The sequence below is a fragment of the Cellulomonas sp. P5_C5 genome, from assembly GCF_054049655.1.
The window spans coordinates 15,891-40,047 of record NZ_JBFULY010000028.1; the positions used below are offsets into that span (position 1 = coordinate 15,891).

Below are 24,157 nucleotides of genomic sequence, written 5' to 3' on the forward strand. Positions count from 1 at the left end.
CGCTGGGCGGCGTGCACGGTGAGTACAAGGTCCCCGGCGGCAAGCTCGTCGCGGTCGACCTCGACGTGGTGGACGGGCTGCTGTCCGGGGTGAGCGTCAGCGGCGACTTCTTCCTCGAACCGGACGAGGCGCTGCCGGTGCTGTCGTCGGCCCTCGACGGGCTGCCCGCCGACACCCCGGTGTCCCGGCTCGCCGAGGCCGTGACCGCAGCGCTGGCCGGGCACGAGCACGACGTCACGATGGTCGGGTTCGACGCGCACGCGGTGGCGGTCGCGGTGCGCCGGGCGCTCGGGTACTCCACCGGCTGGGGCGACCACACGTTCGAGGTCCTGCACCCCGGGCCGCTGCCGCCGGCCCTGCACACCGCGCTCGACCAGGTGCTCACCGAGGAGCTGGCGGCCGGGCGCCGCGGACCCACCCTGCGGTTCTGGGAGTGGGTCGAGCCCGCGGTGATCATCGGCTCGTTCCAGTCGCTGCGCAACGAGGTGGACCTCGAGGCGGCGCAGCGGCACGGCATCACGGTGGTCCGGCGGATCTCCGGCGGCGGCGCGATGTTCATGGAGGCCGGCAACTGCATCACGTTCTCGCTGGTGGTGCCGGCCTCGCTGGTGGACGGGATGACGTTCGAGGACTCCTACGCGTTCCTCAACCAGTGGGTGCTCGGTGCGCTCGCGGACGTCGGGGTGCAGGCGTTCACCAGCGGGCTGAACGACATCGCGTCGCAGGCCGGGAAGCTGGCCGGCTCGGCGCAGAAGCGGATGGTGGGTGGTGCGGTCCTGCACCACGTGACCATGGCCTACGACATCGACGCGGACAAGATGCTCGACGTGCTCCGGATCGGGCGCGAGAAGCTCTCGGACAAGGGGACGCCGAGCGCGAACAAGCGCGTCGACCCGGTGCGCTCGCAGACCCACCTGCCCCGCGACGAGGTCATCGCCGCGTTCGCCGCGCACTTCCGCGGCCGGTACCCGACGGTCGACGGCGAGCTGCGACCCGAGGAGCTGGCCCGCGCGACCGAGCTGATGGGGTCCAAGTTCACCGACCCGGCCTGGACCGCGCGCGTGCCCTGACCTCAGGCGCCACGCAGCACCACGAAGGCGACGGCGGCCACGCCGATCGCCACGACCCCCGCGGTGCTGACCGCCACGAGCCGCCCGCCCGGGGGCAGCGCACCGTCGACCAGGTGCCGCCGGTGGGAGACGGTGGCCAGTGCGACCGAGACGACGAACGCGACGGCGGCGAGGCTCCAGGACGCGGCACCGACGAACTCTTCCAGCAGGTGCGCGGCCGCCAGGCCGCCCCCGGTGAGCCCGATCGCGGTGCGTCGCCACGCGAGGTGGGTGCGCTCGGCGGCGAGCGTCGGAGGCGGTCCTGACGTCGGTGCCGTCACGCCACGGCCATCCCCACGAGGACCAGGAGACCGGCGACGCCGACGCCGAAGACGAGCAGGCCGAACGCCGACGGCGCCGGGAGCGAGGTGCCCTGCCGGACGGCACGCTCGGCGCGGGCCCAGCTCATCCACGCCAGCACGGGTGCCAGGACGCCGAGCGCGACCAGGACGATCGCGGCGGCGAACCGCAGGTCCGGCTGCACCGGCAGTGCGAGGGCCTCGAGGGCCACGCCGCCGGCGAGCAGGGCGAGCGAGGTGCGGATCCACGCCAGGAACGTCCGCTCGTTGGCCAACGAGAACCGCGCGTCCGGGTCGGTGCCCGTGCCGTAGACCCACCGGGGGAACCGGCGCTCGTCGCTCATGGGGCCATCCTGCCGTGAGACGGCGTGCGACACCCGGAGAGGCCTCAGGTTCGCCGCGAGAGCAGGACGAACGCTCCGACGAGCACGGCGATGAGGAGGGCCTCGATGGCGCCGATGACGGTCGACCCGTCGGCACCGAGCGCCACGGCGGCGAGGCCGATCGCGTTGGCCAGGAACGCGGTGAGGCCGACCCAGGCCAGCGAGGCGGTCAGGATCGTCCGGTCGCGCTCGTCGGCGGTGCCCAGGAGCACGCGACTGAACCCGCCGTCGGCGGACGGCCCCCGGCGCTTGGCACGCCAGCGGACGACGACCGCGAGGCCGGTCACCGCGAGCCCACCGACCAGGGCCCCTGCGGCGGTGTCGGGCTGGCCCGCCAGGGTGAACGCGAGCCACAGGAGGCCGACGGCGACCAGACCGCAGCCGAGGGCGACCAGGAAGCGACCGTCGGACAGGGAACGCTGGCGCTCAGGCGTCGACATGGAAGATCTCCTCGATCGTCGTGCGGAAGTAGTGGGCCACCGCGAACGCGAGCGGCAGCGAGGGGTCGTAGCGACCGTTCTCCAGGGAGTTGACGGTCTGCCGGGAGACGCCGAGCGCCTCGGCCAGGGCGCCCTGGGAGAGCCCCGCCTCCTCGCGCAGGCGACGGATGTCGTTCCTCATCGGGCGTCGGCGGGTGCGAGCACGGCGGCCTTCGCCGGGCGGTGCAGCACGGGTCGCAGGTCGATGAGGACGTGCAGCACCATCGGGAGCAGCAGGCTTCCGGTGGACAGGTACAGCTGGGTGAGGAGCGCGCCGAGCACGCCGGTCGCGAGCATGCCGAGCCGCCCCTGGTACCAGTGCGCGACCCCGAACAGGAGCGCGGCGAGGGCGACGACCGCGCCGTGCGGCAGGTCGGGGACGGCGAGCAGCAGAGCGAGGACGAGCAGGCCGCGGTAGGAGATCTCCTCGGTCACACCCGCGGAGAGCGACAGCCCCGCCCAGCCACGCCGGGCGGCGGGGGTCGCGGGCCAGAGGGCGTCCGCCGCGGCGCTCCGGGGCGGCTGGGAGACCGCGGGCAGCCGGCGCCGGGCGAGCGCGAGCGCTCCCGCGGCGAGCGCGATCCCGACGACCGCGCCGACAGCCATCCCGGTCGCGTCGTCCCGGTCGGCGCCCGGCGCCAGGAGGCTCAGGTCGGGGAGGCGCAGACCGAGCTCCGCGAGCCCGATGCCCGGCAGCAGCAGCACGGCGGCGACGACGACCGCGGCGGTCAGCCAGCCCTGCCGGATCCAGGTCCGGTAGAAGCGCCGGCGGACCGCGTCCTGTGCCCGGTCGTCGTCGGCCGCGGCGAGGTCGTCGACCAGGCGCGCGTACTGGCGGCGGCCGAGGACCGGGTCGAGGGCGACGAGTGCCGCGGTGCCTGCGACGACGACGAGCGTGGTGACGGTGGGGACGTCGAGGTCCCGCAGAGCGTCGAGGGTGTCCACAGGAAACCTCCGGAGTGACAAGCGTGCTTGACAGGACAAGCGTGCTTGACAGGTGCGGAGGTGTCAAGCCCCCTTGTCATGGACGCGCGTATCAGATCGCGCGGACGGCGCTCATGATCGGCATGGACCTCGACCGAGAGCTTCGTCGGCTCACCGTGCTGCACGCCCGCGAGCTGGCCGTCGTGCGCCGCCGCGCACCCGGCGCCGCCACCCGCACCGCGCAGCTGGTGCTGCTGCGCGGCGGCTACGTGGGGCGGGCGCCGAAGACCGCGCTGCCGACGCGCACGAGCGTCGCGCCCTCCGCGACGGCCAGCTCCAGGTCCCCGCTCATCCCCATGGACAGCTCCGTCGCGGTCTGAGTGCCCGCCGCGACGATCTCGTCCCGCAGCGACCTCAGCAGCGCGTAGCCGGACCGCACCACGGCGGCGTCGTCGGAACGCGCGCCCACCGTCATGAGGCCGGCCACCCGCACCCCGGGCAGTGCGGCGACAGCCCGGGCGAGGGCGACCGCCCCGTCAGGGGCAACCCCGTGCTTGGACCCCTCGCCCGACACGTTGACCTGCACGTAGACGTCCACCGGATCGGTCGCGCGTGCCGAGAGCCGCTCCGCGAGGTCCAGCGACTCCACCGACTCGATGCACGACGCCCAGCGCAGGGCCGCGTTGACCTTGTTGGACTGCAACGGCCCGATCAGGTGGACGGTCGCCAGCCCGGCGAGCCCGGGTCCCTTCGCGACGAGCTCCTGCACGCGGTTCTCGCCGACGAGCACCGCGGTCAGGGTCGGGTCCTCGGCCCTGGCCCGTGCGTCGGCCCCGAGTGCCTCGCGGACCAGCTCCACCGGCTGCGTCTTGGTCGCCAGGAGCAGGCGCACGTCGGCGGGGTCGCGACCGGCCTCGGTCGCGGCCTGCGCGACGCGGCGCCGGACCTCCGCGAGACGGTCGGCGATCACGGGTCGGACCGGGCGATGTCCGCGACGGTCGCCGAGGTGAGCCGGACCAGGTCGTCGGGGGAGAGCTCCACGTCGAGCCCGCGTCGGCCGCCGGAGACCAGCACCGTGTCGAACAGCCACGCCGTCTCGTCGACCACGGTCGGGTGCGGCGACCGCTGCCCGAGCGGTGAGATGCCGCCGACGACGTAGCCGGTGGCGCGCTCGGCGTCGGGCTTGGCTGCCATCGACGCGCGCTTGCCCCCGGCGGCGTGCGCGAGCGCCTTGAGGTCGAGCTGCCCGGTCACCGGCACGACCGCCACCGTGAGCGTGCCGTCCACGACCGTCATCAGCGTCTTGAACACCTGCTCCGGTGGGACGCCGAGCGCCGCCGCGGCCTCCAGGCCGTAGCCGAGGGTGCTCGCCGGGTCGTGCGCGTACGCGTGCGCCGTGTGCGGGACGCCCGCGGCCGTCAGCGCGACGAGCGCGGGGGTGCCGGCAGGCGCGTGCTCCTTCTTCACCACGGAGCCACGATAGGGCGGGATCAGGGTCCTCCCGGATACCGTCCGCGGCCGGCGGGGGTGCAGGCTGGCCTGGTGAAGACCCTGCTCAACATCATCTGGCTCGTCCTGGCCGGCTTCTGGCTCGCGCTGGGCTACGTGCTCGCCGGGATCATCTGCTGCATCCTCATCGTCACGATCCCCTTCGGCATCGCGTCGTTCCGGATGGCCAGCTACGCGCTGTGGCCGTTCGGTCGCACGGTCGTCGACAAGCCGACGTCCGGGGCGTGGTCCGTGATCGGGAACGTCATCTGGGTGATCGTCGCCGGCTGGTGGCTGGCGCTGGCCCACATCATCACCGGCATCGCGGAGGCCATCACGATCATCGGGATCCCGCTGGCCCTGGCCAACTGGAAGATGGTGCCCATCTCGCTGTTCCCGCTGGGCAAGCAGATCGTCCCGGCCGACCGCATGATGGCGGCCTACGGGCAGTAGCTACTGGCCGGTGATCAGGACGATCAGCAGGTAGACCAGGGTGCCCGCCGCGGTGCCGGTGCTGGCTGCGAACCAGGTGGCCGGGTCCTTGCCCCGGGCCTGTCGCACCATCGCGACGACGACCAGGGCCACCGCCGCGACGATGACGAGGATGCCGAGCACCCAGATCGCGGACACGAGCGCGGCGACCAGGCAGATCAGGAAGATGAACCGCGGGGACCTGGTGCGGCGCACGGGGGCATCTGCGGGCGGGGTGCTCATGGGCGAACGGTAACGCGGCGAGCCCTTGTCAGGACGGCCCGTCCGGATGGCTCGCCAGCCAGGCCGTGGCGACGCGCTTCGGCGCCTGCGTCAGCCACGCCTCGACCACCAGGTCCCGCAGCTCGTCGGTGTCGATCGCGTCGAGCCGCACGAGGATCGCCGGGTAGCCGTCGAAGTGCGGTGTCACGAAGTAGACGTCCGGCAGACGCGCGAGGAGCTCCTCCTTGGCGTCGAGGTCCGGCACGCGCGCGCCGAGGATCGGTCCGTCGGGGGCCGACGAGCCCAGCGCCTGGTGGTCGACCGCACGCAGCGGCCGGTCCCAGACGAGCGGCTTCCTCGACCCGACCCGCCAGCTGCGCCCGGGCTCCTCGAACGTCTCGGGCAGCGCCGCCACGGCCTCCCGCACGTCGTCCCACGTGGCCATGGGGGCCAACCTACGTGAGGTCGCCCAGGGGGCCCACGGCGACGATCCGCAGCTGGACCTCGCCCGTCTCGTCGGAGCCCGCCAGGTCGACGGCCGCGTCGATCCGCCAGTCGTGGTCGCCCTCGGGGTCGTCGATCAGCTGCCGGACCTGCCACGTCCCGCGGCCGGGAGTCACCTGGAAGAGCGCCGGGCCGCGTGCGGGTGCGCCGGTGAGGATCTCGTCGTGGTCGTCGTAGAACGGGTCCAGGGCGGTCCGCCAGCGGTCGGCGTCCCAGGGCTCGCCGTCGGCGTCCAGGTCTCCCAGCTGCGCGAGCCCGCCGTAGAACTCGCGCGCGGCCAGCTCGACCCGGCGGAAGAGCGCGCCGCGGACCAGGGCCCGGAACACGCGCGGGTTGGCCGTGATCGGCTCGGGCACGTCCTCGTCGATTCCCCCGGGAGCGTCGGCACCGTGCTCGTCGAGCGGGTTGCTCAGGCGCTCCCACTCGTCCAGGAGGCTGGAGTCGGTGCGGCGGACGAGGTCGCCCAGCCACTCGATGATCTCCCACAGCTCCTCGGTGCGGGCCTCCTCGGGGACCGTCTGCCGCAGGGCGCGGTAGGCGTCGGCGAGGTAGCGCAGCAGGACGCCCTCGGTCCGGTCCAGCTGGTAGTAGGCGACGTACTCCGCGAAGCTCATCGCCCGCTCGTGCATGTCCCGGACCACGGACTTGGGGGACAGGGCGAGGTCGGCGACCCACGGGTTGGTCTGCCGGTAGGTGACGAACATGGCCTCCAGCAGCTCCGCGAGCGGCTTGGGGTAGCCGACGTCCTCGAGCAGGGCCATGCGCTGGTCGTACTCGAGCCCGTCGGACTTCATCTGGGCGACGGCCTCGCCGCGGGCCTTGTTCTCCTGCGCGGACAGCACCTGGCGCGGGTTGTCGAGCGTCGCCTCGATGACCGACACGACGTCGTGCGCGTAGCCCGGGTCGTCGCGGTCCAGCAGGTCGAGCGCCGCGTAGGCGAAGGGGGACAGGGCCTGGTTGAGCGCGAAGTTCGGAGCGAGCTCGACGTTGAGCTGCACCGCGCGACGGCGGCCGTGCGGTGCCGTCGGGTCCTCGACCCACGGGCGCTCGATCACGCCGGCGGCACGCAGCGACCGGTAGACCGCGATCGCGCGCCGGACGTGCTTGCCCTGCGCGCCGACCGGCTCGTGGTTGTCCGTGAGCAGCTTCGTCATCGCGGCGACGGGATCGCCGTCGCGGGCCAGCACGTGCAGCACCATCGCGTGCGACACCGCGAAGCTGCTGGTCAGCGGCTCGGGCGGGGCGTCGCGCAGGCGCTCGAACGTCTTGTCGGTCCAGTTGACGTGCCCCTCCGGAGCCTTCTTCCGGATGATCTTCTTGAGCTTGCGAGGGTCGTCGCCGGCCTTCTCCAGCAGCTTGCGGTTCTCGATCACGTGCTCCGGCGCCAGGATGATGACCTCGCCCACGGTGTCGAACCCCGCCCGCCCGGCGCGCCCCGAGATCTGGTGGAACTCGCGCGCGGACAGGTGCCGCATGCGGACGCCGTCGTACTTGACCAGGCTGGTCAGCAGCACGGTGCGGATGGGCACGTTGATGCCGACGCCGAGCGTGTCCGTGCCGCAGACCACCGGCAGCAGGCCGCGCTGCGTGAGGCGCTCGACCACCCGGCGGTACTTGGGCAGCATCCCCGCGTGGTGCACGCCGACCCCGTGCCGCAGCAGCCGGTTGAGGGTGCGCCCGAAGCCCGGACCGAAGCGGAACCCCGCGATCTCGTCGGCGATCCGGTCCCGCTGCTCGCGGCTGGCCAGGGGCGTCGACATGAGCGACTGCGCGCGCTCGACGGCCTCCTTCTGCGTGAAGTGCACGACGTAGACGGGGGCGCGACGGGTCTTCACCAGCTCGTCCAGCAGCTCGTGCAGCGGCTCGATCGCATAGGAGAACGTCAGCGGGACGGGCCGCTCGGCGTTGGCGATGACGGCGACGGGCTGGTGGGTCCGGCGCGTCAGGTCCTCGGCGAAGAACCCGACGTCGCCGAGGGTCGCGGACATGAGCACGAACTGGACCTTCGTGAGCTCCAGCAGCGGCACCTGCCACGCCCAGCCGCGCTGCGGGTCGGCGTAGAAGTGGAACTCGTCCATGACCACCTGGCCGACGTCGGCGTCGTCGCCGTCACGCAGGGCCACGTTGGCGAGGATCTCGGCCGTGCAGCAGATGATCGGGGCGCCCGGGTTCACCGCCGAGTCGCCCGTCATCATCCCGACGTTCGCGGACCCGAACGCCTCGACGAGCGCGAAGAACTTCTCGCTGACCAGCGCCTTGAGCGGGGCCGTGTAGTACGTCCGCCGGCCCTGGGCCAGCGCGACGAAGTGGGCGGCGACCGCGACGAGCGACTTCCCGGACCCCGTGGGCGTCGACAGGATCACGTGCGCACCCGTGACCAGCTCCAGCAGTGCCTCGTCCTGGTGCGGGTACAGCGCGAGCCCCTGGTCCGACGCCCAGTCGGTGAACGCCTCGTACAGCGCGTCGGGGTCGGTGGGGTCGGCGGGGATGCGATCGGCGAGGCTGGTCATGTTGCGTCGATGGTCCCATGCGCACCGCGTCTAGGGTGTGGGCCGTGAGCGAGCGACCGACCGTGGAGATGTGGACCGACGGGGCCTGCAAGGGCAACCCGGGCGTCGGGGGCTGGGGCGCGTGGATGCGGTACGGCGCGCACGAGCGCGAGCTGTTCGGCGGCGAGGTCCTCACCACGAACAACCGCATGGAGCTCACCGCCGTGATCGAGGGCCTGCGCGCCCTGACCAAGCCGTGCGACGTCACGCTGCACGTCGACTCGACGTAYGTGATGAACGGCGTCACCAAGTGGATCGCCGGCTGGAAGCGCAACGGCTGGCGCACGGGGGACAAGAAGCCCRTGAAGAACCAGGAGCTCTGGGAGGCCCTCGACGCGGAGGTCGCCCGGCACACCGTGACGTGGGTCTGGGTGAAGGGTCACGCGGGCGACCCGGGCAACGAGCGCGCCGACCAGCTGGCCAACCGCGGCGTCGAGCAGGTGCGGGCCCGGGCCTGACGGCCGCAGGATGGGCAGGTGAACCCTGTCTCGTCGGCCCGCGACCGCGCCGGCACCTCCCTGTTCCTGCGCGTCGCGGGACCCGACGGGCTGGCCAGCCGCGAACGGATCCACGGGACGCCGGGGCCGCGCTGGTACCCGCCGGGCTCGCCCATCCGGACCGTGCACGGCGACGCCTCGATGTTCGTCGGCGGCATGCGCGCCCTGCTGCTGCAGTCCCTGCACCCGGCGGCGATGGCGGCGGTCGCGGCGCACTCGGGCTACCGCGGTGACCCGTGGGGGCGCCTGGCGCGGACCAGCACGTTCATCGCGACGACGACGTTCGCCACGATCGACGACGCCAACGCCATGATCGGCCGCGTCCGCCGCGTGCACGACCGCATCCGCGGTGTCACGCCGGAGGGGATCGAGTACTTCGCGGGCGACCCGACGCTCCTGCGCTGGGTGCACGTCGCCGAGGTGGACAGCTTCCTGCGGGCGCACCGCGTGTACGGGCAGCGGCCCCTCGATGCCGCCGGCGCTGACGAGTACGTCGCGCAGGCAGCCCGCGTGGCCGTCGCGCTCGGGGCGGAGCGGGTGCCGGAGTCGACGGCCGAGCTGGCGAAGGCCCTGGAGGAGTTCCGGCCGGTGCTCGGCCCGTCGACGGCCGCACGTGACGCCGCCGACTTCCTCCTGCACGAGCCGCCGGTGCCGCGCTCGCTGCGGCCCGGCTACACCCTGCTCGCCCGCGCGGCCGTCGCGTCGATGCCGGCCTGGACGTTCGACATGCTCGGCCTCGAGCGACCCGGCCCCGTCGGTCTGAGCGCGGCCCGCACCGCGGGCGCGGTCGCCACCCGGTCCATCCGGTGGATGCTCGGGCCCGACGACGCCAGCCGGGTCGCGGGCGTCGGATGAGCCGCTTCCTGCTGCTCAGCTCGCGCGCGGAGGAGATCGCGGCCGACGGGGAGTACGCGGCCTTCCTGAGGTTCAGCGGACTGCGCGCCGACGAGCTGGTGCGGGTCCGCATGGAGCAGGCGTCGTTCCTGCCCGTCCCGCTCGACAGCTACGACGGCGTGCTCGTCGGCGGCAGCCCGTACGACGCGAGCACCCCCGAGGCCGACAAGTCCCCTGCCCAGCGCCGGGTCGAGGCCGAGATGTCGACCCTCCTCGACGAGATCGTCGACCGGGACCGGCCGTTCCTCGGCGCCTGCTACGGCGTCGGCACGCTGGGTGTGCACCAGGGTGGTGTCATCGACCGTCGGTACCCGGAGCCGATCAGCGCCGTCACCATCACCCTCACGGACGCCGGGCGGCTCGACCCGCTGCTCGCGGACCTGCCGGAGTCGTTCGACGCGTTCGTCGGGCACAAGGAGGCCTGCAGCGTGCTCCCGCCGGACGCAGTCCTGCTCGCGTCGTCGCCGACGTGCCCCGTGCAGATGTTCCGGGTGCGCGAGAACCTCTACGCCACGCAGTTCCACCCCGAGCTCGACCTGCCGGGCATCATCACGCGCATCGGCGTGTACCGGGACTACGGCTACTTCCAGCCGAAGGAGCACGACGAGGTGGTGGCAGGGGTCCGCAGCGCCGACGTGTGGGCGCCACCGCGCATCCTGAGGGCCTTCGTGCGCCGCTACGGCCGGGATGGCACGCCCGACTGAGCGCGGGCGCGCGTCATCGCGGGGCTGCGGCGTCCGCGCGCCGTACCGTGCTGCCGACGACACGAGGAGAGCTCATGACCGCCCGGTACCGACACCTCCCGACCCTGGTCGCCGTGGCCGGCGTCACGCTGCTGCTCGCGTCGTGCGCCGACGAGGCTCCCGCGACGCCGTCGCCCACCCCGTCCACGAGCACCACCGGCCCCACCCCGTCGGCGAGCCCCACTGCGACACCCATCGCCACGCCGACCGCTACGGACGAGCCGGTCCCGTTCCCGGCGGACGTCACCCAGGACGAGCAGGCCGCCTCGGCGGACGCCGCGCTGACGCTGACCGACGTGACGACCGGTCAGCACCCGGGCTACGACCGGGTCGTCCTGCGGTTCGACGGGACAGGAACGCCCGGCTGGATGGTCCGGTACGTCGACGCCGCGACCGACGACCCCGCCGACACCACCCTGGACCTCGCGGGCGACGGCACGCTCCAGCTCGTCGTGCTGGGGGTGCGGCTCCCGTTCGAGACCGGGATCGACGAGTGGGCCGGGCCGAACCCGGTCCGCACACCCGACTACGCGGTCCTGCGCGAGGTGAACGTGCGCGGCCAGTTCGAGGGGCAGGAGCTCGCGTTCCTGGGCGTCGCGACGCCCGACCACCCGTTCCGGGTCTTCGCACTGACGGACCCGACCCGGGTGGTCGTGGACGTCCGGCACGACGGCTGAGAACCGTCAGCGGAGCAGCGCCTCGCACACCAGGACGAGTCGCTCGCGCAGCACGTTCCCGCGGGTGGCGAACCCGCGCTGTCGCGCGACGTACTCGGCCTTGCCCTCGGGGGTCTCGATCGCGACCGGGTCGAGGCCGTACGTCGACACGTCGTACGGGGACGCCTGCATGTCGAGCGTCCGGATGTCGCGGGCGAGCTCGAAGCAGTCGAGCAGGAGGGTCCCCGGCACGGCCGGGCCCAGCTTGGTCGCCCACTTGTAGACGTCCATCCCGGCGTGCAGGCAGCCGGGCTGCTCCATCGCCGTCATCGACCCGCGGGTCGGTCGCAGCGTGTTGAGCTCGACCGCGTCGGAGGTGAAGAACCGGTAGGCGTCGAAGTGGGTGCAGCGGATCCGGTGCGTCTCGACGACGGCATCGGTGCCCGCCGGACCGAGGCGCAGGGGGAGCGGGTGCCGGTGCTCGTCGGTCTCGCGGTAGACCATCGCCCACTCGTGCAGACCGAAGCAGCCGGTCAGGGCCGGCCGGCCGAGGGTCGCGCTGAGCAGGCCATGGATGAACCGCACGGCGTCACCGCGGTCGGCCAGGAACGCCTCGGCGTCGAGCGTGACCACGTCCCCGTCGGTCCGGTACCACCGCCACCCGGCGTGCGGCGCAGGTTCCTGCAGCGCGACGCCGACGCCCGGGTGCCAGCGCCGCAGGACCGCGGGCGTGACCGGGTAGTACTCGAACAGGAAGTCCTCGATCGCGTGCTTCTGCTGGCGCGACCGTCGCTCGCGCCGGCCGGCGGTGAAGGCGTCGGCCCGCTCGGCGTGCGCGACCGCGAGCGACTGCCACGTCGTCGCGTCGAGCACGGGTGCAGCGGTCACGGGCATGTCACCAGGGTAAGCGGGCCTGACAGACTGGTCCCGTGGTCATCCTCGCGTCGGTCTTCGCCGTCCTCGCCGCCCTGCTGCACGTCCTCTTCTTCGTGTACGAGTCGGTGATCTTCGACCGCCCCGAGGTGCACGCGCGGTTCCGGACCCGCACCGAGGACGTGCCCGCGGTCAAGCCGTGGGCCTACAACCAGGGCTTCTACAACCTGTTCCTCGCCATCGGGGCGCTCGTCGGTGTCGTGCTCGCGCTCTCCGGCCAGGAGACGGTCGGTCTCGCGCTCGTCGTGTTCGCGTGCGGGTCCATGCTCGCCGCCGCCCTGGTACTCGTCGCGACGAACCGCGCCATGGCGCGTGCCGCCGCGACCCAGGGCACCTTCCCGCTGCTCGCCGTCGTGGCCGCGGTCGTCGCTCTCGTCGCGTAGCCACCTCAACCCCAACGCCGCAGCGGTCGACAGGCGTTATGGGTGTGACGGTGTCGTAGCGAGGGGCGTGGCGTGAGCAGACGGTGGGAGGACCTGCTGGAGCAGGTCGCGCGTGAGCGTTATCAGCGCTTGGTCGCGCACGCGACTCTCGTGTCGGCGTCGCCCTCGGATGCCCAGGACCTGGTGCAGGAGTCGTTGATCGCGGCGTTCTCGGGCCGGGCACGGTTCGGGTCGGTAGAGCAGGCCGAGGCGTACGTGCGTCGGGCGATCGCGTCGCGGGCGATCGACGCGGGTCGGCGCAAGACGCGTGAGGCGCGGTTGCTGGCCCGCGCGGCGGCGCAGACCCCTCCTGTCGTGCTCGACACCGACCGGTTGCCGGGTGCGGACGTCGTGCGGGCGCTGGCGGCATTGAGTCCGCGGGAGCGTGCGTGCGTGGTGCTGCGGCAGATGGAGGACCTGTCGGTCATCGAGACGGCGGCTGCGCTCGGGTTGTCCGAAGGGGCCGTGAAGCGCTACACGTCCGACGGGCTGACCCGCTTGAACGCCGCGTTGGGCAGCACGAGCGATGCCGGTGAGCGGGTCCCGGTGCAGACATTGACCCCCACGGAGGTGCGTCATGAGCGCTGACCTGCACGCCTTGCTGGCCCGGGCGTCGGACGAGATCGAGGGTGGAGCGCCGGCGCTGGACGGCGGTCGCCTGGGGGTGGTCCGGTCGGCGGCTCGTCGTCGCCGGATCGTGCGGCACACCGCGGAGTCCTTCGCGGGTGTCGGAGTGGTCGGGGTGCTGGGGGTCGGCCTGTGGTTCGGGCTGGGCCAGCAGGCCCCCGAGCCGGTGGTGCCGATCGAGACGCCGACGGTCAGCCCGTCCCCGTCCCCGTCCGACACGCCGACGCCCACGCCCACGCCGACGTCGACCCCGACGCCGACCGGGCCGCCGACCCGTGCCGAGGAGATCGACGACGCCACCGTGATCGAGCGGCTCAGCGCTCCGCGGACCGGCGAGGTCTGGCACACCCCGGAGCGGACGCCCGAGATGGACGAGGTCCTGGCTCTGGCGGATGGCTACTTCACGCCGACGATCTACCGCGTCGGCAGCCGCGCCGACGCCGTGATCTACATGTCTGTGGCGGAGGGCGGGATGCCCTGGTCCACGCTGGAGTTCGGCGCTCTCTACGAGATCGACGAGGCCGGCGCTCGCCTGATCGCGTGCCCCAGTGCCCGGACCGGCGACGAGTGCGCCGGCTCTGCCGAGCAGACTGGCGGTGTCGTGCGCGACGACGAGACCTTCTACGACAGCCTCACCATGCCGGAGTCGATCGACATCGACGGGTACGTGGTCACGACGAGCCACGCGCGCTCGGACGAGTTCGCGTCACTCTTCGGGGACGCACAAGCACTGACGCCGGAGCCGCTCGCCTCCCGCACGCTCCTGCAGCTCGGCGCGCTCTCCGTCGTGGAGCGCACGCAGCAGTCCGCGGTCGCGGGTCTCGTCAATATCGAGTTCGGCGTCGCCACGCCGTTCGGCACGTTCCTCGAGCTGAGCCGCGAGGACCTGCCTGCCGGCGAGTTCGAGGCGATCCGGTGGGACGACGGCGTCCGTCGCGGCGCGTCCCACGGCCCTGACGGTGACGACAGCTACGTGGGGTCGGACCCTGCCGACTACACGGCGGTCACCCTTGCACCGGGGTCGTCCAACTGCACGTCCTGGCACTTCAGCCGCGCGAGCACCCACGATCCGGCGCAGTGGCGAGCGGCAGGGACCACGCCGGGCGGCTACCGCGTGTATCTGCCGCTCCCCGGAGGGAGCTCCCTTACGCAGGCCGTGCGAGCCTGGCAGGAGGAGAGCTCGTGGTTGCCGTCAGAGATGACCGACGACCCGGCGGCGGACGAGTACGGGACGCTGCACGGCGCAGCGGCCGGCTACGAGTACACGACCGACCAGGCGTTCCTCGACGCGAACGCGCTGTTCGCGGTCCAGGGGCCTGCAGGCGAGTGGATGCTCGGCATGCGATCTGATGCCGTGAACGTCGTCTACGAGTGCTCCTGACCGCTCTGCTCCGTCTCGCTGCGCGACGGTGAGGGCGGCAGCACGTCCGGCGCGATGTCGGCCGCCCGCGTCGACACCCGGTGCAGCACCCACTCGAACGGCCCGCGCCCGACGGAGACCGCCCACAGCCAGCACAGCCCGATCGTGGTGAGGATGAACGCGAGCCAGACCTCGAGGGTCGCCTGGTAGACGACGCCCTGCCCGAGGGCGGCGATCACCACGATGTGCACGGTGTACGCGGTGAGCGCGAGGGCCCCGACGGCCGCGAGCGGTGCGAGGACGCGCGGCCACCGGTCGGCGACCACGAGGCACCCGGAGATCACGAGCAGCGCGACGCCGACGTTGCCGACGACCTCGAAGGTGGTCGACGAGTGCGGCTCGGCGGTGGCCAGCGCGACGGGCCAGCCGAGCAGGTGCAGCGCGACCCACGACCCGCCGTGCCCGAGCACCACGAGGACGAGGCCGACCACGGCGCCGGCCCCGCGCAGCTGCGGGGAGCGCAGGTCGCTGCGGCCGATCGCGAGCCCGACCAGCAGGTACGCGGTCCAGACGATCGCGGGGTAGTAGTGGCCGACGGTGATCTCGGTGAGCACGGTCGGCCGAGCGTCCTCCAGCGCGTGCGCGATCCCCTGACCCAGCGGTGGGCCGACGACGGCGACGACCGCGGCGGCGGTGAGGAGCGCGGCGCGGGACCAGCGCAGGGCGATGCAGCCGAGCGCGAAGAGCAGGCCGTACGTCGGCAGGATCACGATGACCRGCGTCGCCAGGACGACGAGGAGCTCCCCGAGGGCGAACAGCAGCAGGGCCCGCACCAGGATGCGCACCCGCGCCTGGACGAGCCGGGTCCCCGTCACCGGGTCCGCGCTGCCGGAGAGGAGGGCCAGCGACAGCCCGGCCAGGACGACGAACAGGGCCGCCGGCCGGCCGTCCGCCAGCTGCGCGAAGCCGCCCGGCGGGATCGGGCCGTGGTCGTCGGGGCCGACGTGCGCGGTCATCATCCCGAGCACGGCGAGGCCCCGGGCGACGTCGATCCCCACGATGCGGCGCATGGTCGGATGCTAGCGAGCCGATCTGAGCCGCGTGATCTCGCATGTCGAAACGGTTCGTCCCGGTTATTGAACTGGAAGCCTCTCAGATGATTACAGTTCGATGTGAACTCCCCGACGCACCCCGACGTGTACACCCACGGACACCACGAGTCCGTGCTGCGCTCGCACCGCTGGCGCACCGCCGAGAACTCCGCGGCCTACCTGCTGCCGGCCCTGGTCCCGGGCACCCGGCTGCTGGACGTGGGCTGCGGCCCGGGCTCCGTGACGATCGACCTGGCGGCCCGGCTCGAGCCCGGCGAGGTCGTCGGCGTCGACACCTCGGCGGCCGTCGTGGAGATCGCGCAGAAGGCCGCCGCGGACGCGGGAGCGGACAACGTGACCTTCCAGGTGGCCGACGCCTACGAGCTCCCGTTCCCCGACGACGCCTTCGACGTCGTGCACGCCCACCAGGTGCTCCAGCACCTGACGGACCCCATCGCGGCCCTGCGCGAGATGCGCCGGGTCACGCGACCGGGCGGCGTGGTCGCGGTGCGCGACGCCGACTACTCGGGCATGACCTGGTACCCGCAGTCGGACGGCCTGGACGAGTGGCTGGCGCTCTACCACGAGGTCACGCAGGCCAACGAGGCCGACGCGAACGCCGGCCGCAAGCTGCTGTCGTGGGTGCGCGAGGCCGGGTTCGACCCGGAGGGCGTCGTGCCCAGCGCCGGCGTCTGGTGCTACGCCACCCCCGAGGACCGCACCTGGTGGGCGGGGCTCTGGGCGGACCGTTCCGTGGCCTCGAACTTCGCCGCGCAGGCGATCGCGCACGGCCTCGCCGACGAGGTCGGGCTCGAGCTGCTCGCCGACGCGTGGCGCGAGTGGGGCAAGCAGCCCGACGGCTGGTTCGCGGTGCTGCACGGCGAGGTGCTGGCTCGCGCCTGAACTAGGCTCTCGACCGTGCGCATCGCGAGGTTCACCACCGGGGGAGACCCCCGCTACGCCCTGGTCGACGGAGCTCCTGGTTCCGAGGAGCTGGTGGTCATCACCGGCGACCCGCTCTACACGCCCGTGCAGCCCACGGGCGAGCAGATCCGGCTCGACGACGACAGCGTCCGCCTGCTGGCACCGGTGATCCCGCGCTCCAAGATCATCGGCGTCGGTCGCAACTACGCCGACCACGCGGCCGAGATGGGCAACGAGCTCCCGCCCGCCCCGCTGCTGTTCCTCAAGCCGAACACGTCGATCATCGGCCCGGACGACCCGATCGTCCTGCCCGACTGGACCGAGCACGTCGAGCACGAGGCCGAGCTGGCCATCGTCATCGGCAAGGTCACCAAGGACGTCCCGCCGGACCGCGCCCTGGACTACGTCTTCGGGTACACCGTCGCCAACGACGTCACCGCTCGCGACGCCCAGCGGGCCGACGCCCAGTGGACCCGTGCCAAGGGTTTCGACGGCTCGTGCCCGGTCGGCCCGTGGATCGTCCCGGGTCTCGACGTCGACGACCTGTACGTCCGCGCCCGCGTCAACGGCGAGACGAAGCAGGACGGCCGCACGTCGCAGATGATCTTCGACGCGGCCTACCTCGTCTCCTACGTCTCCGAGGTGTTCACGCTGCTTCCAGGCGACCTCATTCTCACCGGCACCCCCGCGGGCGTGAGCCCGATCGTGGACCGGGACGTGGTGGAGGTCGAGGTCGAGGAGATCGGCGTCCTGCGCAACCCGGTCCTTCGCCGGCACTGAGCCCGTGAGCATCGACGACGTCTCCGTGGAGACCACGCCCATCGACGGCCTGCTCGTGTTCCGCCTGAAGCAGGTGGAGGACCCGCGGGGGACCGTGCGGGAGTTCTACCGCGCCTCGGTGTGGCAGCACGACGAGCTCACGTCCCGGGTCGACGGTCCGTGGGCGCAGGTCAACGTGACGGAGAGCCGCCGCGGTGCGGTCCGCGGCCTGCACGGCGAGGCCATGAACAAGCTGGTCGGCATCGTCTCCGGGCAGGCGCTGGGTGCCTATCTCGACGCGCGGGAGGGCTCGCCCACCTACGGCGCCGTCCACACGGTTCCGCTGGAGAAGGGCACCCAAGTGTTCGTGCCGAAGGGCGTCTGCAACGGGTTCCAGTCGGTGTCCGACGTGACGCAGTACCTCTACTGCTTCGACACCGAGTGGCGTCCGGGCATGCCCGGCACCGCGTACAACCCGCTGAGCCCGGACCTGGGCATCGCGTGGCCGGTCCCGGTGGACGTCGACGACCCGGCGCAGCTGTCGGCCAAGGACCGCAGCGCCACGGTGTGGACCGCGCCGGAGCGCTGACGGAGCGCCAGTAACCTGGAGCCCGTGACCTCCTCCGCTGTCCGTGTTCGCTTCTGCCCGTCGCCCACCGGTACGCCGCACGTCGGCCTGATCCGGACCGCCCTGTTCAACTGGGCGTACGCCCGCCACACCGGGGGCACGTTCGTCTTCCGCATCGAGGACACGGACGCGGCGCGCGACTCGCAGGAGTCCTACCTGCAGCTCCTCGACGGGCTGCGCTGGCTCGGCCTGGACTGGGACGAGGGTGTCGAGGTGGGCGGCCCGCACGAGCCGTACCGGCAGTCGCAGCGGATGGACCTGTACGCGGACGTGGTCCGTCGGCTGGTCGAGGGCGGGCACGCGTACGAGTCCTTCTCCACCCCGGAGGAGATCGAGGCGCGCCACAAGGCGGCCGGCCGGGACCCGAAGCTGGGCTACGACGGCGTCGACCGGAACCTGACCGACGAGCAGAAGGCGGCGTTCCGCGCCGAGGGCCGTGAGCCGGTCCTGCGCCTGCGGATGCCCGACGACGACCTCACGTTCGTGGACCTGGTGCGCGGCGAGGTGACGTTCAAGGCCGGCTCGGTGCCGGACTTCGTCATCGTGCGTGCCAACGGCCAGCCGCTCTACACGCTGGTCAACCCGGTGGACGACGCCCTCATGGGCATCACCCACGTGCTGCGCGGCGAGGACCTGCTGTCGTCGACACCTCGCCAGATCGCCCTGTACCGGGCGCTCTCCGAAATCGGCGTCGGCTCGGGCGAGCCGGTATTCGGGCACCTGCCGTCGGTCCTCGGTGACGGCAACAAGAAGCTCTCCAAGCGGGACCCCGAGTCCAACCTCTTCCTGCACCGGGACAACGGGTTCACGCCCGAGGGCCTGCTCAACTACCTCGCCCTGCTGGGCTGGTCGATCGGCCCGGACCGCGACATCTTCTCGATGGCGGAGATGACGGCCGCGTTCGACGCGGCGGACGTCAACCCGAACCCGGCGCGCTTCGACGTGAAGAAGGCCGAGGCCATCAACTCGGCCCACATCCGGCTGCTGGCACCGGACGACTTCCGCGACCGGCTGGTCCCGTACCTGCACCGCGCGGGACTGGTCCCCACGGACTCCTACGCGGACCTCTCCGTCGAGCACCGCGCGCTGCTCGACGCGGGCGCGCCGCTGATCCAGGAGCGCATCACGCTGCTGGGCGAGGCGGTCGGCATGCTCGGCTTCCTGTTCGTCGCGGACGACGCCCTCGAGATCGCCGACGACGCGCGCGGTGCGCTGCGCGACGAGTCCGGCTCGGTGCTCGACGCCGCGGCCGCCGCCCTGGAAGGGCTCGCCGACTTCACGACGGCTGCGACGCAGGAGGCGCTGCAGGCTGCGCTCGTCGAGGGTCTCGGCATCAAGCCGCGGTTCGCGTTCACGCCGCTGCGGGTGGCGCTGAGCGGCCGACGCATCTCGCCGCCGCTCTTCGAGTCGATGGAGATCCTGGGCAAGCAGTCCACGCTCGCGCGGATCGCCGCCCTGCGCGCGACGCTCTGATGCGCGTCGACGGCGTCCTCTTCGACATCGACGACACCCTCGTCGACACCCGCGGAGCGTTCGGCCACGCCCTGTCCGACGTCGCCCGCCGGTACCTGCCGGACCTCCCGCCCGAGCGCCACCCGGAGCTGGTGACGGTGTGGCGGGCCGACGTCGGAGGTCACTACGCGGCGTACACGCGCGGCGAGGTCGGGTTCGTCGAGCAGCGGATGACGCGCGCCAACGAGCTGCACGAGCAGTTCGGTGGCCCGGTCCTGGACGACGCCGCGTTCGCGGTGTGGGACGAGTCGTTCCAGGAGGCGTTCGCGGACGCGTGGGTGGCCCACCCCGACGTCGACGCGGTGGTCGACAAGCTCCTCGCGGCCGGTGTCGCGGTCGGCGCGCTGTCCAACGCGTCGGTCGCGCTGCAGACCACCAAGCTGGAGCGGGTGTCCTTGCTCGACCGCGTGCCGATGCTGGTCGGCGTCGACACGCTCGGCGTCGGCAAGCCCGACCCGCGGGTGTTCGTCGAGGCGTGCCGACGACTCGGCACGGCTCCGGAACGCACCGCGTACGTGGGCGACGAGCTCGACGTCGACGCCGTCGCCGCCCGCGCGGCAGGGCTGCTCGGCATCTGGGTGGACCGTCCCGGTGGACGCCGGCTGCCGCTGACGGACGCCGAGATCGCGGCGGCCGGCGTGCTGACGATCGAGTCCCTCGACCAGCTTCCTGCGGAGCTCGGCCTCTAGCGCAGCCGCGCCCGGTAGCACTCGGTCCGGTACGGCACCTCGATCCACTCCCGTCCGCGCAGGTCCGGGTGGGTGGCGACGAGCTGGTCGATCTCGTCGAGCAGCGCGTCGCGCTCGGCGGGCGGCAGCAGGATCAGGTGGCTGCGGCTCGCGGCGAGGGTGCGCAGGTCGGCCGCGCGCAGCCGTTGGGCCCAGTGGAAGGTGGCGTGCTCCGGCTCGGTGAACGCGTCGGACAGCTCCGGGTCCCGGTAGCTCGTCTCCAGGGTGTCCCCGCGGTGCACGATCTCCGTCCACCGAGCCACCCAGTCGACCTCCTGGTCCCGCACGTTCCAGATCGCGGTGAGCTGACCCCCGGGGCGCAGGATGCGGGCGATCTCGGCGGAGGCCAGCGGCGGATCGACCCAGTGCCACGCCTGCGCGATCGTGACCGCGTCGACGGACGCGTCCGGCAGGCCGRTCCGCTCGGCGGTGCCGGGGAGCGCCTCGACGGTGGGCAGGACGGCGGTCAGCTCGGCCCGCATGGCGTCGGACGGCTCCACCGCGACCACGTGCCAGCCCAGCGCCACGAGGCGCTCGGTGAGCTTGCCCGTCCCCGCGGCCAGGTCGAGCACGTCGCGAGCCTGCTCCGGCACCGACCATCGGACGGCGTCGTCGGGGTAGCCCGGTCGGGTCGCCTGGTAGACGGCCGCGGCGCGGTCGAACGAGGCGGCGCGGTCGTCACGGTCGTCGGTGCTCATGGCACCGATCGTGCCGCGAACCGGACCGTCACGCCTCAGGCATCGGGTCCAGGTACTCCAGGGCCGCCTGGTGCAGCTTCCCGTTGGACACCAGCGCAGACCCGCCGAACGGACCAGGCACACCCCGGATCGACGTGAACATCCCGCCGGCCTCCGTGACGATGGGCACCAGGGCCGCCATGTCGTGCAGGGACAGCTCGGGTTCCGCGGACAGGTCGACGGCGCCCTCCGCGACGAGCACGTGCGACCAGAAGTCGCCGTACGCGCGGGTCCGCCACGTGCGCCGGGTCAGGCCGAGGAACGCGTCGAGCTGTCCGCGCTCCTCCCAGCCGCTCAGCGACGAGTACGACAGCGAGGCGTCCTCCAGGCGGTCGACCGCCGAGACGTGCAGCTGGCTGGCGGCGGCGAGCGACTTGCCCGTCCACGCGCCGGAGCCCTGCGCGGCCCACCACCGCCGGCCGAGCGCGGGGGCGCTGACCACGCCCACCACCACCTGGTCGCCGTCCAGCAGCCCGATGAGCGTGGCCCACACGGGCACGCCACGCACGAAGTTCTTGGTGCCGTCGATCGGGTCGATGATCCACCGGCGCGGCCCGTGGCCGGTGTCGCCCATCTCCTCGCCGTGCACCGCGTCGCGCGGTCGCGCCCGGGACAGCTGCCCCCGCACGATCTCCTCCGCCGTCTTGTCGGCGTCGGTCACGGGGGTCAGGTCCGGCTTGGTCTCCACGCGCAGGTCCTGCGACTTGAACCGGGACATGGTCATCCCGTCGACCTGGTCCGCGATCACGTGGGCGAGGCGCAGGTCGTCGTCGTACCCAGGGCGCAGGCTCATGCCCGACACCGTAGTGGGTCGAGTTCGCACGTCAGGGACGTGCGGGCTCCCGGTTGTCCGGTTCGCCGCTGCCGAGCCGGCTGGCCAGCAGCCGGCGGAAGGACTCGATCCGTGCCGCCCGCGCTGCCCGGGTCACGTCGTCGGGGGAGGCCTCGACCCACTCGTCGAGCGCGCAGTCCGGGGCGTCGTCGGCGTGCGTGCAGCCGCGCGGGCACTCCTCGGCCACGGCGGCGAGGTCCGCGAACGCGCCCAGCAGGTGCTGCGGGTCGACGTGCGCGAGCCCGAACGACCGGACGCCGGGGGTGTCGATGACCCACGTGGGCGCGCTGGTGCCCGGCACCCGCAGCGCCACCGCGGAGCTCGACGTGTGCCGTCCGCGGCCGGTCACGTCGTTGACGATGCCCACTGCGCGGTACGTGCCGGGCACGAGGGCGTTCACCAGCGTCGACTTGCCGACGCCGGAGTGCCCGACCAGCACCGACGTCTTGCCCTCCAGCGCGGCTCGCACGTCATCGAGTCCGTGGATGATCTTGCCGCCGACGGACGCCTGCGCGCTGGTGACCACCACCTCCACGCCGATCGGCGCGTACATCCCGACCAGCTCGGCGGGGTCGGCCAGGTCGGCCTTGGTCAGCGCCAGCAACGCGTCCATCCGGGCGTCGTAGGCGGCGGCGACGCAGCGGTCGATCATGCGCGTGCGAGGCTCGGGATCGGCCAGGGCGGTCACGATGACGAGCTGGTCCGCGTTCGCGACGATGATCCGCTCGACCGGGTCGGTGTCGTCGGCCGTCCGCCGCAGCACGGTCCGGCGCTCGCCGATCCGCACGATCCGGGACAGGGAGCCCTCGTCGCCGGACGTGTCGCCGACGATGTCCACGCGGTCGCCCGGGACCACGCGGTCGCGGCCCAGCTCGCGGGCCTTCATCGCGATCGCGACGCGCTCGTCGGGACCGTCCGGGTCCACGAGGATCGCGTAGCGACCGCGGTCCACGGCCGTGACCAGCGCGGTCTCGGCGTCGGCGTGCTCGGGGCGCTGCTTGGTGCGGGGGCGCGAGCCACGACCAGGACGGATGCGGACGTCCCGCTCGTCGTAGCGCCGTGCCTGTGGACTCATCAGGCAAGCACGGCCGATCCGGCCAGCATGCCGCCCCAGAGCCCGACGAAGTCCGGGAGCGTCTTCGCGGTCGTCGCGACGTCCTCCACCTCGACGTCCGGCACGCGGAGCCCGACGAGCGCCCCCGCGGTGGCCATCCGGTGGTCCTCGTACGTGTGCCAGGTGCCGCCGGTGAGCGGTCGCGGCGTGATGACGAGCCCGTCCGACGTCTGCTCGGCCTGGCCGCCCAGCCGCGTGATCTCGGCGGCCAGCGCGGCGAGCCGGTCGGTCTCGTGGCCGCGCAGGTGCGCGATGCCCCGCAGCCTCGTGGGGGAGTCGGCCAGGGCGGCCAGCGCGGCGATGGTCGGAGCGATCTCGCCCGCGGCGTGCAGGTCCAGGTCGACCCCGTGGATCGCGCCGGTCCCGGTCACGCTCAGCACGTCGCCGTCCAGGCGCGTGGTGCCGCCCATGCGCTCGAGGATGCCCGGCAGGAGCCCACCCGGCTGCGTCGTCGCCGTCGGCCAGCCCGGCACGCGCACGGTGCCCCCGGCGACCAGCGCCGCGCACAGGAACGGCGCCGCGTTGGACAGGTCGGGCTCGACGCGGACGTCCCGACCCACGATCGGACCGGGCGCGACCTGCCAGATCGCCGGCCGCGAGTCGTCGACCTCGACGCCCGCCTCCCGCAGCAGCGCGACGGTCATCTCGATGTGCGGCAGGCTCGGCAGCGTCCGGCCGGTGTGCCGCAGGGTCAGTCCCTGCTCGAAGCGCGCGGCGGCGAGCAGCAGGCCCGACACGAACTGGCTCGACGCCGACGCGTCCACGTCGACCTGACCGCCGCGCACGGAGCCGCGACCGTGCACCGTGAACGGCAGGTGCCCGGGCTCCCCGTGCTCCTCGACGCGCACCCCCAGCGTCCGCAGCGCCGTGATCACGGGGCCCATGGGCCGCACCAGGGCGGCGTCGTCGCCGTCGAACCGGACCGGCCCGTCGGCGATCGCGGCGACCGCCGGCAGGAACCGCATCACGGTCCCCGCCAGGCCGCACTGGACGCTCGCGGAGCCCTGCACCGCACCCGGCGTGACCACCCAGTCGGCGCCGTCCTCGTCGATCCGCGTGCCCAGGCTGGTGAGCGCTGCGGCCATCAGGAAGGTGTCACGGGAGCGCAGCGCGCCGCGCAGCCGGCCCGGCGCGTCCGCGAGTGCGGCGAGGACCAGGTACCGGTTCGTCAGGGACTTCGAGCCGGGCACGTCGACGAGCGCGTCGAGAGGTCCACGGGCGAGCGGCGCGGTCCAGAGATCCATGGCACCCAGGTTAGTGGGGTCGCCGTCC

The 24,157-nt window shown here is 72.9% G+C and carries 30 protein-coding genes; 14 read left to right on the top strand and 16 right to left on the bottom strand.

Annotation, left to right across the window (positions count from 1 at the left end; genetic code table 11):
- Positions 1-11 precede the first annotated feature (11 nt).
- Positions 12-1,070: a lipoate--protein ligase family protein gene (locus ACXJKF_RS18085; protein WP_456789108.1), complete on the top strand. Its 1,059-nt coding sequence runs from the start codon at positions 12-14 to the stop codon at positions 1,068-1,070.
- A 2-nt stretch (positions 1,071-1,072) separates the two neighbouring features.
- On the opposite strand, the gene ACXJKF_RS18090 is transcribed toward ACXJKF_RS18085, so the two are convergent.
- The 7 genes from ACXJKF_RS18090 to ybaK form a co-directional block, all read right to left on the bottom strand.
- Positions 1,073-1,390 carry a DUF202 domain-containing protein gene (locus ACXJKF_RS18090; protein ID WP_456789109.1) on the bottom strand — a complete coding sequence of 106 codons (318 nt, stop codon included), beginning with the start codon at positions 1,388-1,390 and terminating at the stop codon, positions 1,073-1,075.
- Positions 1,387-1,752, bottom strand: a complete 366-nt coding sequence (locus tag ACXJKF_RS18095) for a YidH family protein (RefSeq protein ID WP_456789110.1) — start codon at positions 1,750-1,752, stop codon at positions 1,387-1,389. The genes ACXJKF_RS18090 and ACXJKF_RS18095 overlap by 4 nt, the downstream gene beginning before the upstream one ends.
- A 44-nt stretch (positions 1,753-1,796) precedes the next feature.
- On the bottom strand, positions 1,797-2,231 hold the full coding sequence (locus ACXJKF_RS18100) for a hypothetical protein (RefSeq protein WP_456789111.1): 435 nt from the start codon (positions 2,229-2,231) through the stop codon (positions 1,797-1,799).
- A complete protein-coding gene (locus ACXJKF_RS18105) occupies positions 2,218-2,412 on the bottom strand; it encodes a helix-turn-helix transcriptional regulator (protein WP_456789112.1) in 195 nt (64 codons plus the stop codon). The genes ACXJKF_RS18100 and ACXJKF_RS18105 overlap by 14 nt, the downstream gene beginning before the upstream one ends.
- Positions 2,409-3,215 carry a CPBP family intramembrane glutamic endopeptidase gene (locus tag ACXJKF_RS18110; protein ID WP_456789113.1) on the bottom strand — a complete coding sequence of 269 codons (807 nt, stop codon included), beginning with the start codon at positions 3,213-3,215 and terminating at the stop codon, positions 2,409-2,411. Before ACXJKF_RS18110 ends, ACXJKF_RS18105 begins: the two co-directional genes overlap by 4 nt.
- A 244-nt stretch (positions 3,216-3,459) precedes the next feature.
- On the bottom strand, positions 3,460-4,164 hold the full coding sequence (locus ACXJKF_RS18115; protein ID WP_456789114.1) for a YggS family pyridoxal phosphate-dependent enzyme: 705 nt from the start codon (positions 4,162-4,164) through the stop codon (positions 3,460-3,462).
- Complete coding sequence (gene ybaK / locus ACXJKF_RS18120) at positions 4,161-4,661, bottom strand: Cys-tRNA(Pro) deacylase (RefSeq protein WP_456789145.1); 501 nt, start codon at positions 4,659-4,661, stop codon at positions 4,161-4,163. The genes ACXJKF_RS18115 and ybaK overlap by 4 nt, the downstream gene beginning before the upstream one ends.
- A 75-nt stretch (positions 4,662-4,736) precedes the next feature.
- Here ybaK and ACXJKF_RS18125 point away from each other — a divergent pair, with 75 nt between their 5' ends.
- Entirely contained in the window at positions 4,737-5,135 is a 399-nt protein-coding gene (locus ACXJKF_RS18125; RefSeq protein ID WP_456789115.1) for a YccF domain-containing protein, read from the top strand.
- Here the strand turns inward: ACXJKF_RS18125 and ACXJKF_RS18130 are convergent, their stop codons facing one another.
- The 3 genes from ACXJKF_RS18130 to ACXJKF_RS18140 are packed head-to-tail and all read right to left on the bottom strand — an operon-like array spanning position 5,136 to position 8,389.
- On the bottom strand, positions 5,136-5,396 hold the full coding sequence (locus ACXJKF_RS18130; protein ID WP_456789116.1) for a hypothetical protein: 261 nt from the start codon (positions 5,394-5,396) through the stop codon (positions 5,136-5,138).
- A gap of 28 nt (positions 5,397-5,424) precedes the next feature.
- A complete protein-coding gene (locus ACXJKF_RS18135; RefSeq protein ID WP_456789117.1) occupies positions 5,425-5,820 on the bottom strand; it encodes an MmcQ/YjbR family DNA-binding protein in 396 nt (131 codons plus the stop codon).
- Positions 5,821-5,830: 10 nt separating this feature from the next.
- The gene (locus tag ACXJKF_RS18140; RefSeq protein WP_456789118.1) at positions 5,831-8,389 is read right to left on the bottom strand and encodes a DEAD/DEAH box helicase; all 2,559 of its coding nucleotides are present in this window, start codon (positions 8,387-8,389) and stop codon (positions 5,831-5,833) included.
- A gap of 17 nt (positions 8,390-8,406) precedes the next feature.
- Here ACXJKF_RS18140 and rnhA point away from each other — a divergent pair, with 17 nt between their 5' ends.
- From rnhA to ACXJKF_RS18160, 4 genes are all read left to right on the top strand, one after another.
- Positions 8,407-8,886 (top strand): ribonuclease HI, encoded by a 480-nt coding sequence (rnhA, locus tag ACXJKF_RS18145; RefSeq protein ID WP_456789119.1) that lies wholly within the window; start codon positions 8,407-8,409, stop codon positions 8,884-8,886.
- Positions 8,887-8,904: 18 nt separating this feature from the next.
- Positions 8,905-9,780, top strand: a complete 876-nt coding sequence (locus tag ACXJKF_RS18150) for an oxygenase MpaB family protein (RefSeq protein ID WP_456789120.1) — start codon at positions 8,905-8,907, stop codon at positions 9,778-9,780.
- Entirely contained in the window at positions 9,777-10,523 is a 747-nt protein-coding gene (locus ACXJKF_RS18155; RefSeq protein WP_456789121.1) for a glutamine amidotransferase, read from the top strand. Before ACXJKF_RS18150 ends, ACXJKF_RS18155 begins: the two co-directional genes overlap by 4 nt.
- A 74-nt stretch (positions 10,524-10,597) precedes the next feature.
- Entirely contained in the window at positions 10,598-11,239 is a 642-nt protein-coding gene (locus tag ACXJKF_RS18160) for an AMIN-like domain-containing (lipo)protein (RefSeq protein ID WP_456789122.1), read from the top strand.
- Positions 11,240-11,245: 6 nt separating this feature from the next.
- Here the strand turns inward: ACXJKF_RS18160 and ACXJKF_RS18165 are convergent, their stop codons facing one another.
- Positions 11,246-12,112 carry a 3-methyladenine DNA glycosylase gene (locus tag ACXJKF_RS18165; RefSeq protein WP_456789123.1) on the bottom strand — a complete coding sequence of 289 codons (867 nt, stop codon included), beginning with the start codon at positions 12,110-12,112 and terminating at the stop codon, positions 11,246-11,248.
- Between the two features lie 35 nt (positions 12,113-12,147).
- Here ACXJKF_RS18165 and ACXJKF_RS18170 point away from each other — a divergent pair, with 35 nt between their 5' ends.
- The 3 genes from ACXJKF_RS18170 to ACXJKF_RS18180 all read left to right on the top strand — a co-directional run bounded on the left by ACXJKF_RS18170 (position 12,148) and on the right by ACXJKF_RS18180 (position 14,581).
- Entirely contained in the window at positions 12,148-12,534 is a 387-nt protein-coding gene (locus ACXJKF_RS18170; RefSeq protein ID WP_456789124.1) for a DUF1304 domain-containing protein, read from the top strand.
- 72 nt (positions 12,535-12,606) lie between these two features.
- Positions 12,607-13,161 (top strand): RNA polymerase sigma factor, encoded by a 555-nt coding sequence (locus ACXJKF_RS18175; RefSeq protein ID WP_456789125.1) that lies wholly within the window; start codon positions 12,607-12,609, stop codon positions 13,159-13,161.
- Complete coding sequence (locus tag ACXJKF_RS18180) at positions 13,151-14,581, top strand: hypothetical protein (RefSeq protein WP_456789126.1); 1,431 nt, start codon at positions 13,151-13,153, stop codon at positions 14,579-14,581. The genes ACXJKF_RS18175 and ACXJKF_RS18180 overlap by 11 nt, the downstream gene beginning before the upstream one ends.
- Here ACXJKF_RS18180 and ACXJKF_RS18185 read toward each other — a convergent pair.
- Complete coding sequence (locus ACXJKF_RS18185; RefSeq protein ID WP_456789127.1) at positions 14,566-15,630, bottom strand: heparan-alpha-glucosaminide N-acetyltransferase domain-containing protein; 1,065 nt, start codon at positions 15,628-15,630, stop codon at positions 14,566-14,568. The two genes, ACXJKF_RS18180 and ACXJKF_RS18185, sit on opposite strands and share 16 nt — an antisense overlap.
- A gap of 102 nt (positions 15,631-15,732) precedes the next feature.
- On the opposite strand from ACXJKF_RS18185, the gene ACXJKF_RS18190 reads away from it, so the two are divergent.
- The 5 genes from ACXJKF_RS18190 to ACXJKF_RS18210 are packed head-to-tail and all read left to right on the top strand — an operon-like array spanning position 15,733 to position 20,163.
- Complete coding sequence (locus ACXJKF_RS18190) at positions 15,733-16,554, top strand: methyltransferase domain-containing protein (protein WP_456789128.1); 822 nt, start codon at positions 15,733-15,735, stop codon at positions 16,552-16,554.
- 15 nt (positions 16,555-16,569) lie between these two features.
- The gene (locus tag ACXJKF_RS18195; protein ID WP_456789129.1) at positions 16,570-17,355 is read left to right on the top strand and encodes a fumarylacetoacetate hydrolase family protein; all 786 of its coding nucleotides are present in this window, start codon (positions 16,570-16,572) and stop codon (positions 17,353-17,355) included.
- A 4-nt stretch (positions 17,356-17,359) separates the two neighbouring features.
- Entirely contained in the window at positions 17,360-17,923 is a 564-nt protein-coding gene (locus ACXJKF_RS18200) for a dTDP-4-dehydrorhamnose 3,5-epimerase family protein (protein WP_456789130.1), read from the top strand.
- Between the two features lie 24 nt (positions 17,924-17,947).
- The gene (gene gltX / locus ACXJKF_RS18205) at positions 17,948-19,435 is read left to right on the top strand and encodes a glutamate--tRNA ligase (protein WP_456789131.1); all 1,488 of its coding nucleotides are present in this window, start codon (positions 17,948-17,950) and stop codon (positions 19,433-19,435) included.
- On the top strand, positions 19,435-20,163 hold the full coding sequence (locus tag ACXJKF_RS18210; RefSeq protein WP_456789132.1) for an HAD family hydrolase: 729 nt from the start codon (positions 19,435-19,437) through the stop codon (positions 20,161-20,163). The genes gltX and ACXJKF_RS18210 overlap by 1 nt, the downstream gene beginning before the upstream one ends.
- Here ACXJKF_RS18210 and ACXJKF_RS18215 read toward each other — a convergent pair.
- The 4 genes from ACXJKF_RS18215 to aroA are packed head-to-tail and all read right to left on the bottom strand — an operon-like array spanning position 20,160 to position 24,129.
- Positions 20,160-20,900 (bottom strand): class I SAM-dependent methyltransferase, encoded by a 741-nt coding sequence (locus ACXJKF_RS18215; protein ID WP_456789133.1) that lies wholly within the window; start codon positions 20,898-20,900, stop codon positions 20,160-20,162. The two genes, ACXJKF_RS18210 and ACXJKF_RS18215, sit on opposite strands and share 4 nt — an antisense overlap.
- A 28-nt stretch (positions 20,901-20,928) precedes the next feature.
- Positions 20,929-21,732, bottom strand: a complete 804-nt coding sequence (gene hisN / locus ACXJKF_RS18220; RefSeq protein WP_456789134.1) for a histidinol-phosphatase — start codon at positions 21,730-21,732, stop codon at positions 20,929-20,931.
- Between the two features lie 31 nt (positions 21,733-21,763).
- Positions 21,764-22,846, bottom strand: coding sequence for a ribosome small subunit-dependent GTPase A (rsgA, locus tag ACXJKF_RS18225; protein WP_456789135.1), 1,083 nt, complete (start codon positions 22,844-22,846; stop codon positions 21,764-21,766).
- Positions 22,846-24,129, bottom strand: coding sequence for a 3-phosphoshikimate 1-carboxyvinyltransferase (aroA, locus tag ACXJKF_RS18230; protein ID WP_456789136.1), 1,284 nt, complete (start codon positions 24,127-24,129; stop codon positions 22,846-22,848). Before aroA ends, rsgA begins: the two co-directional genes overlap by 1 nt.
- Between the last annotated feature and the right edge of the window lie 28 nt (positions 24,130-24,157).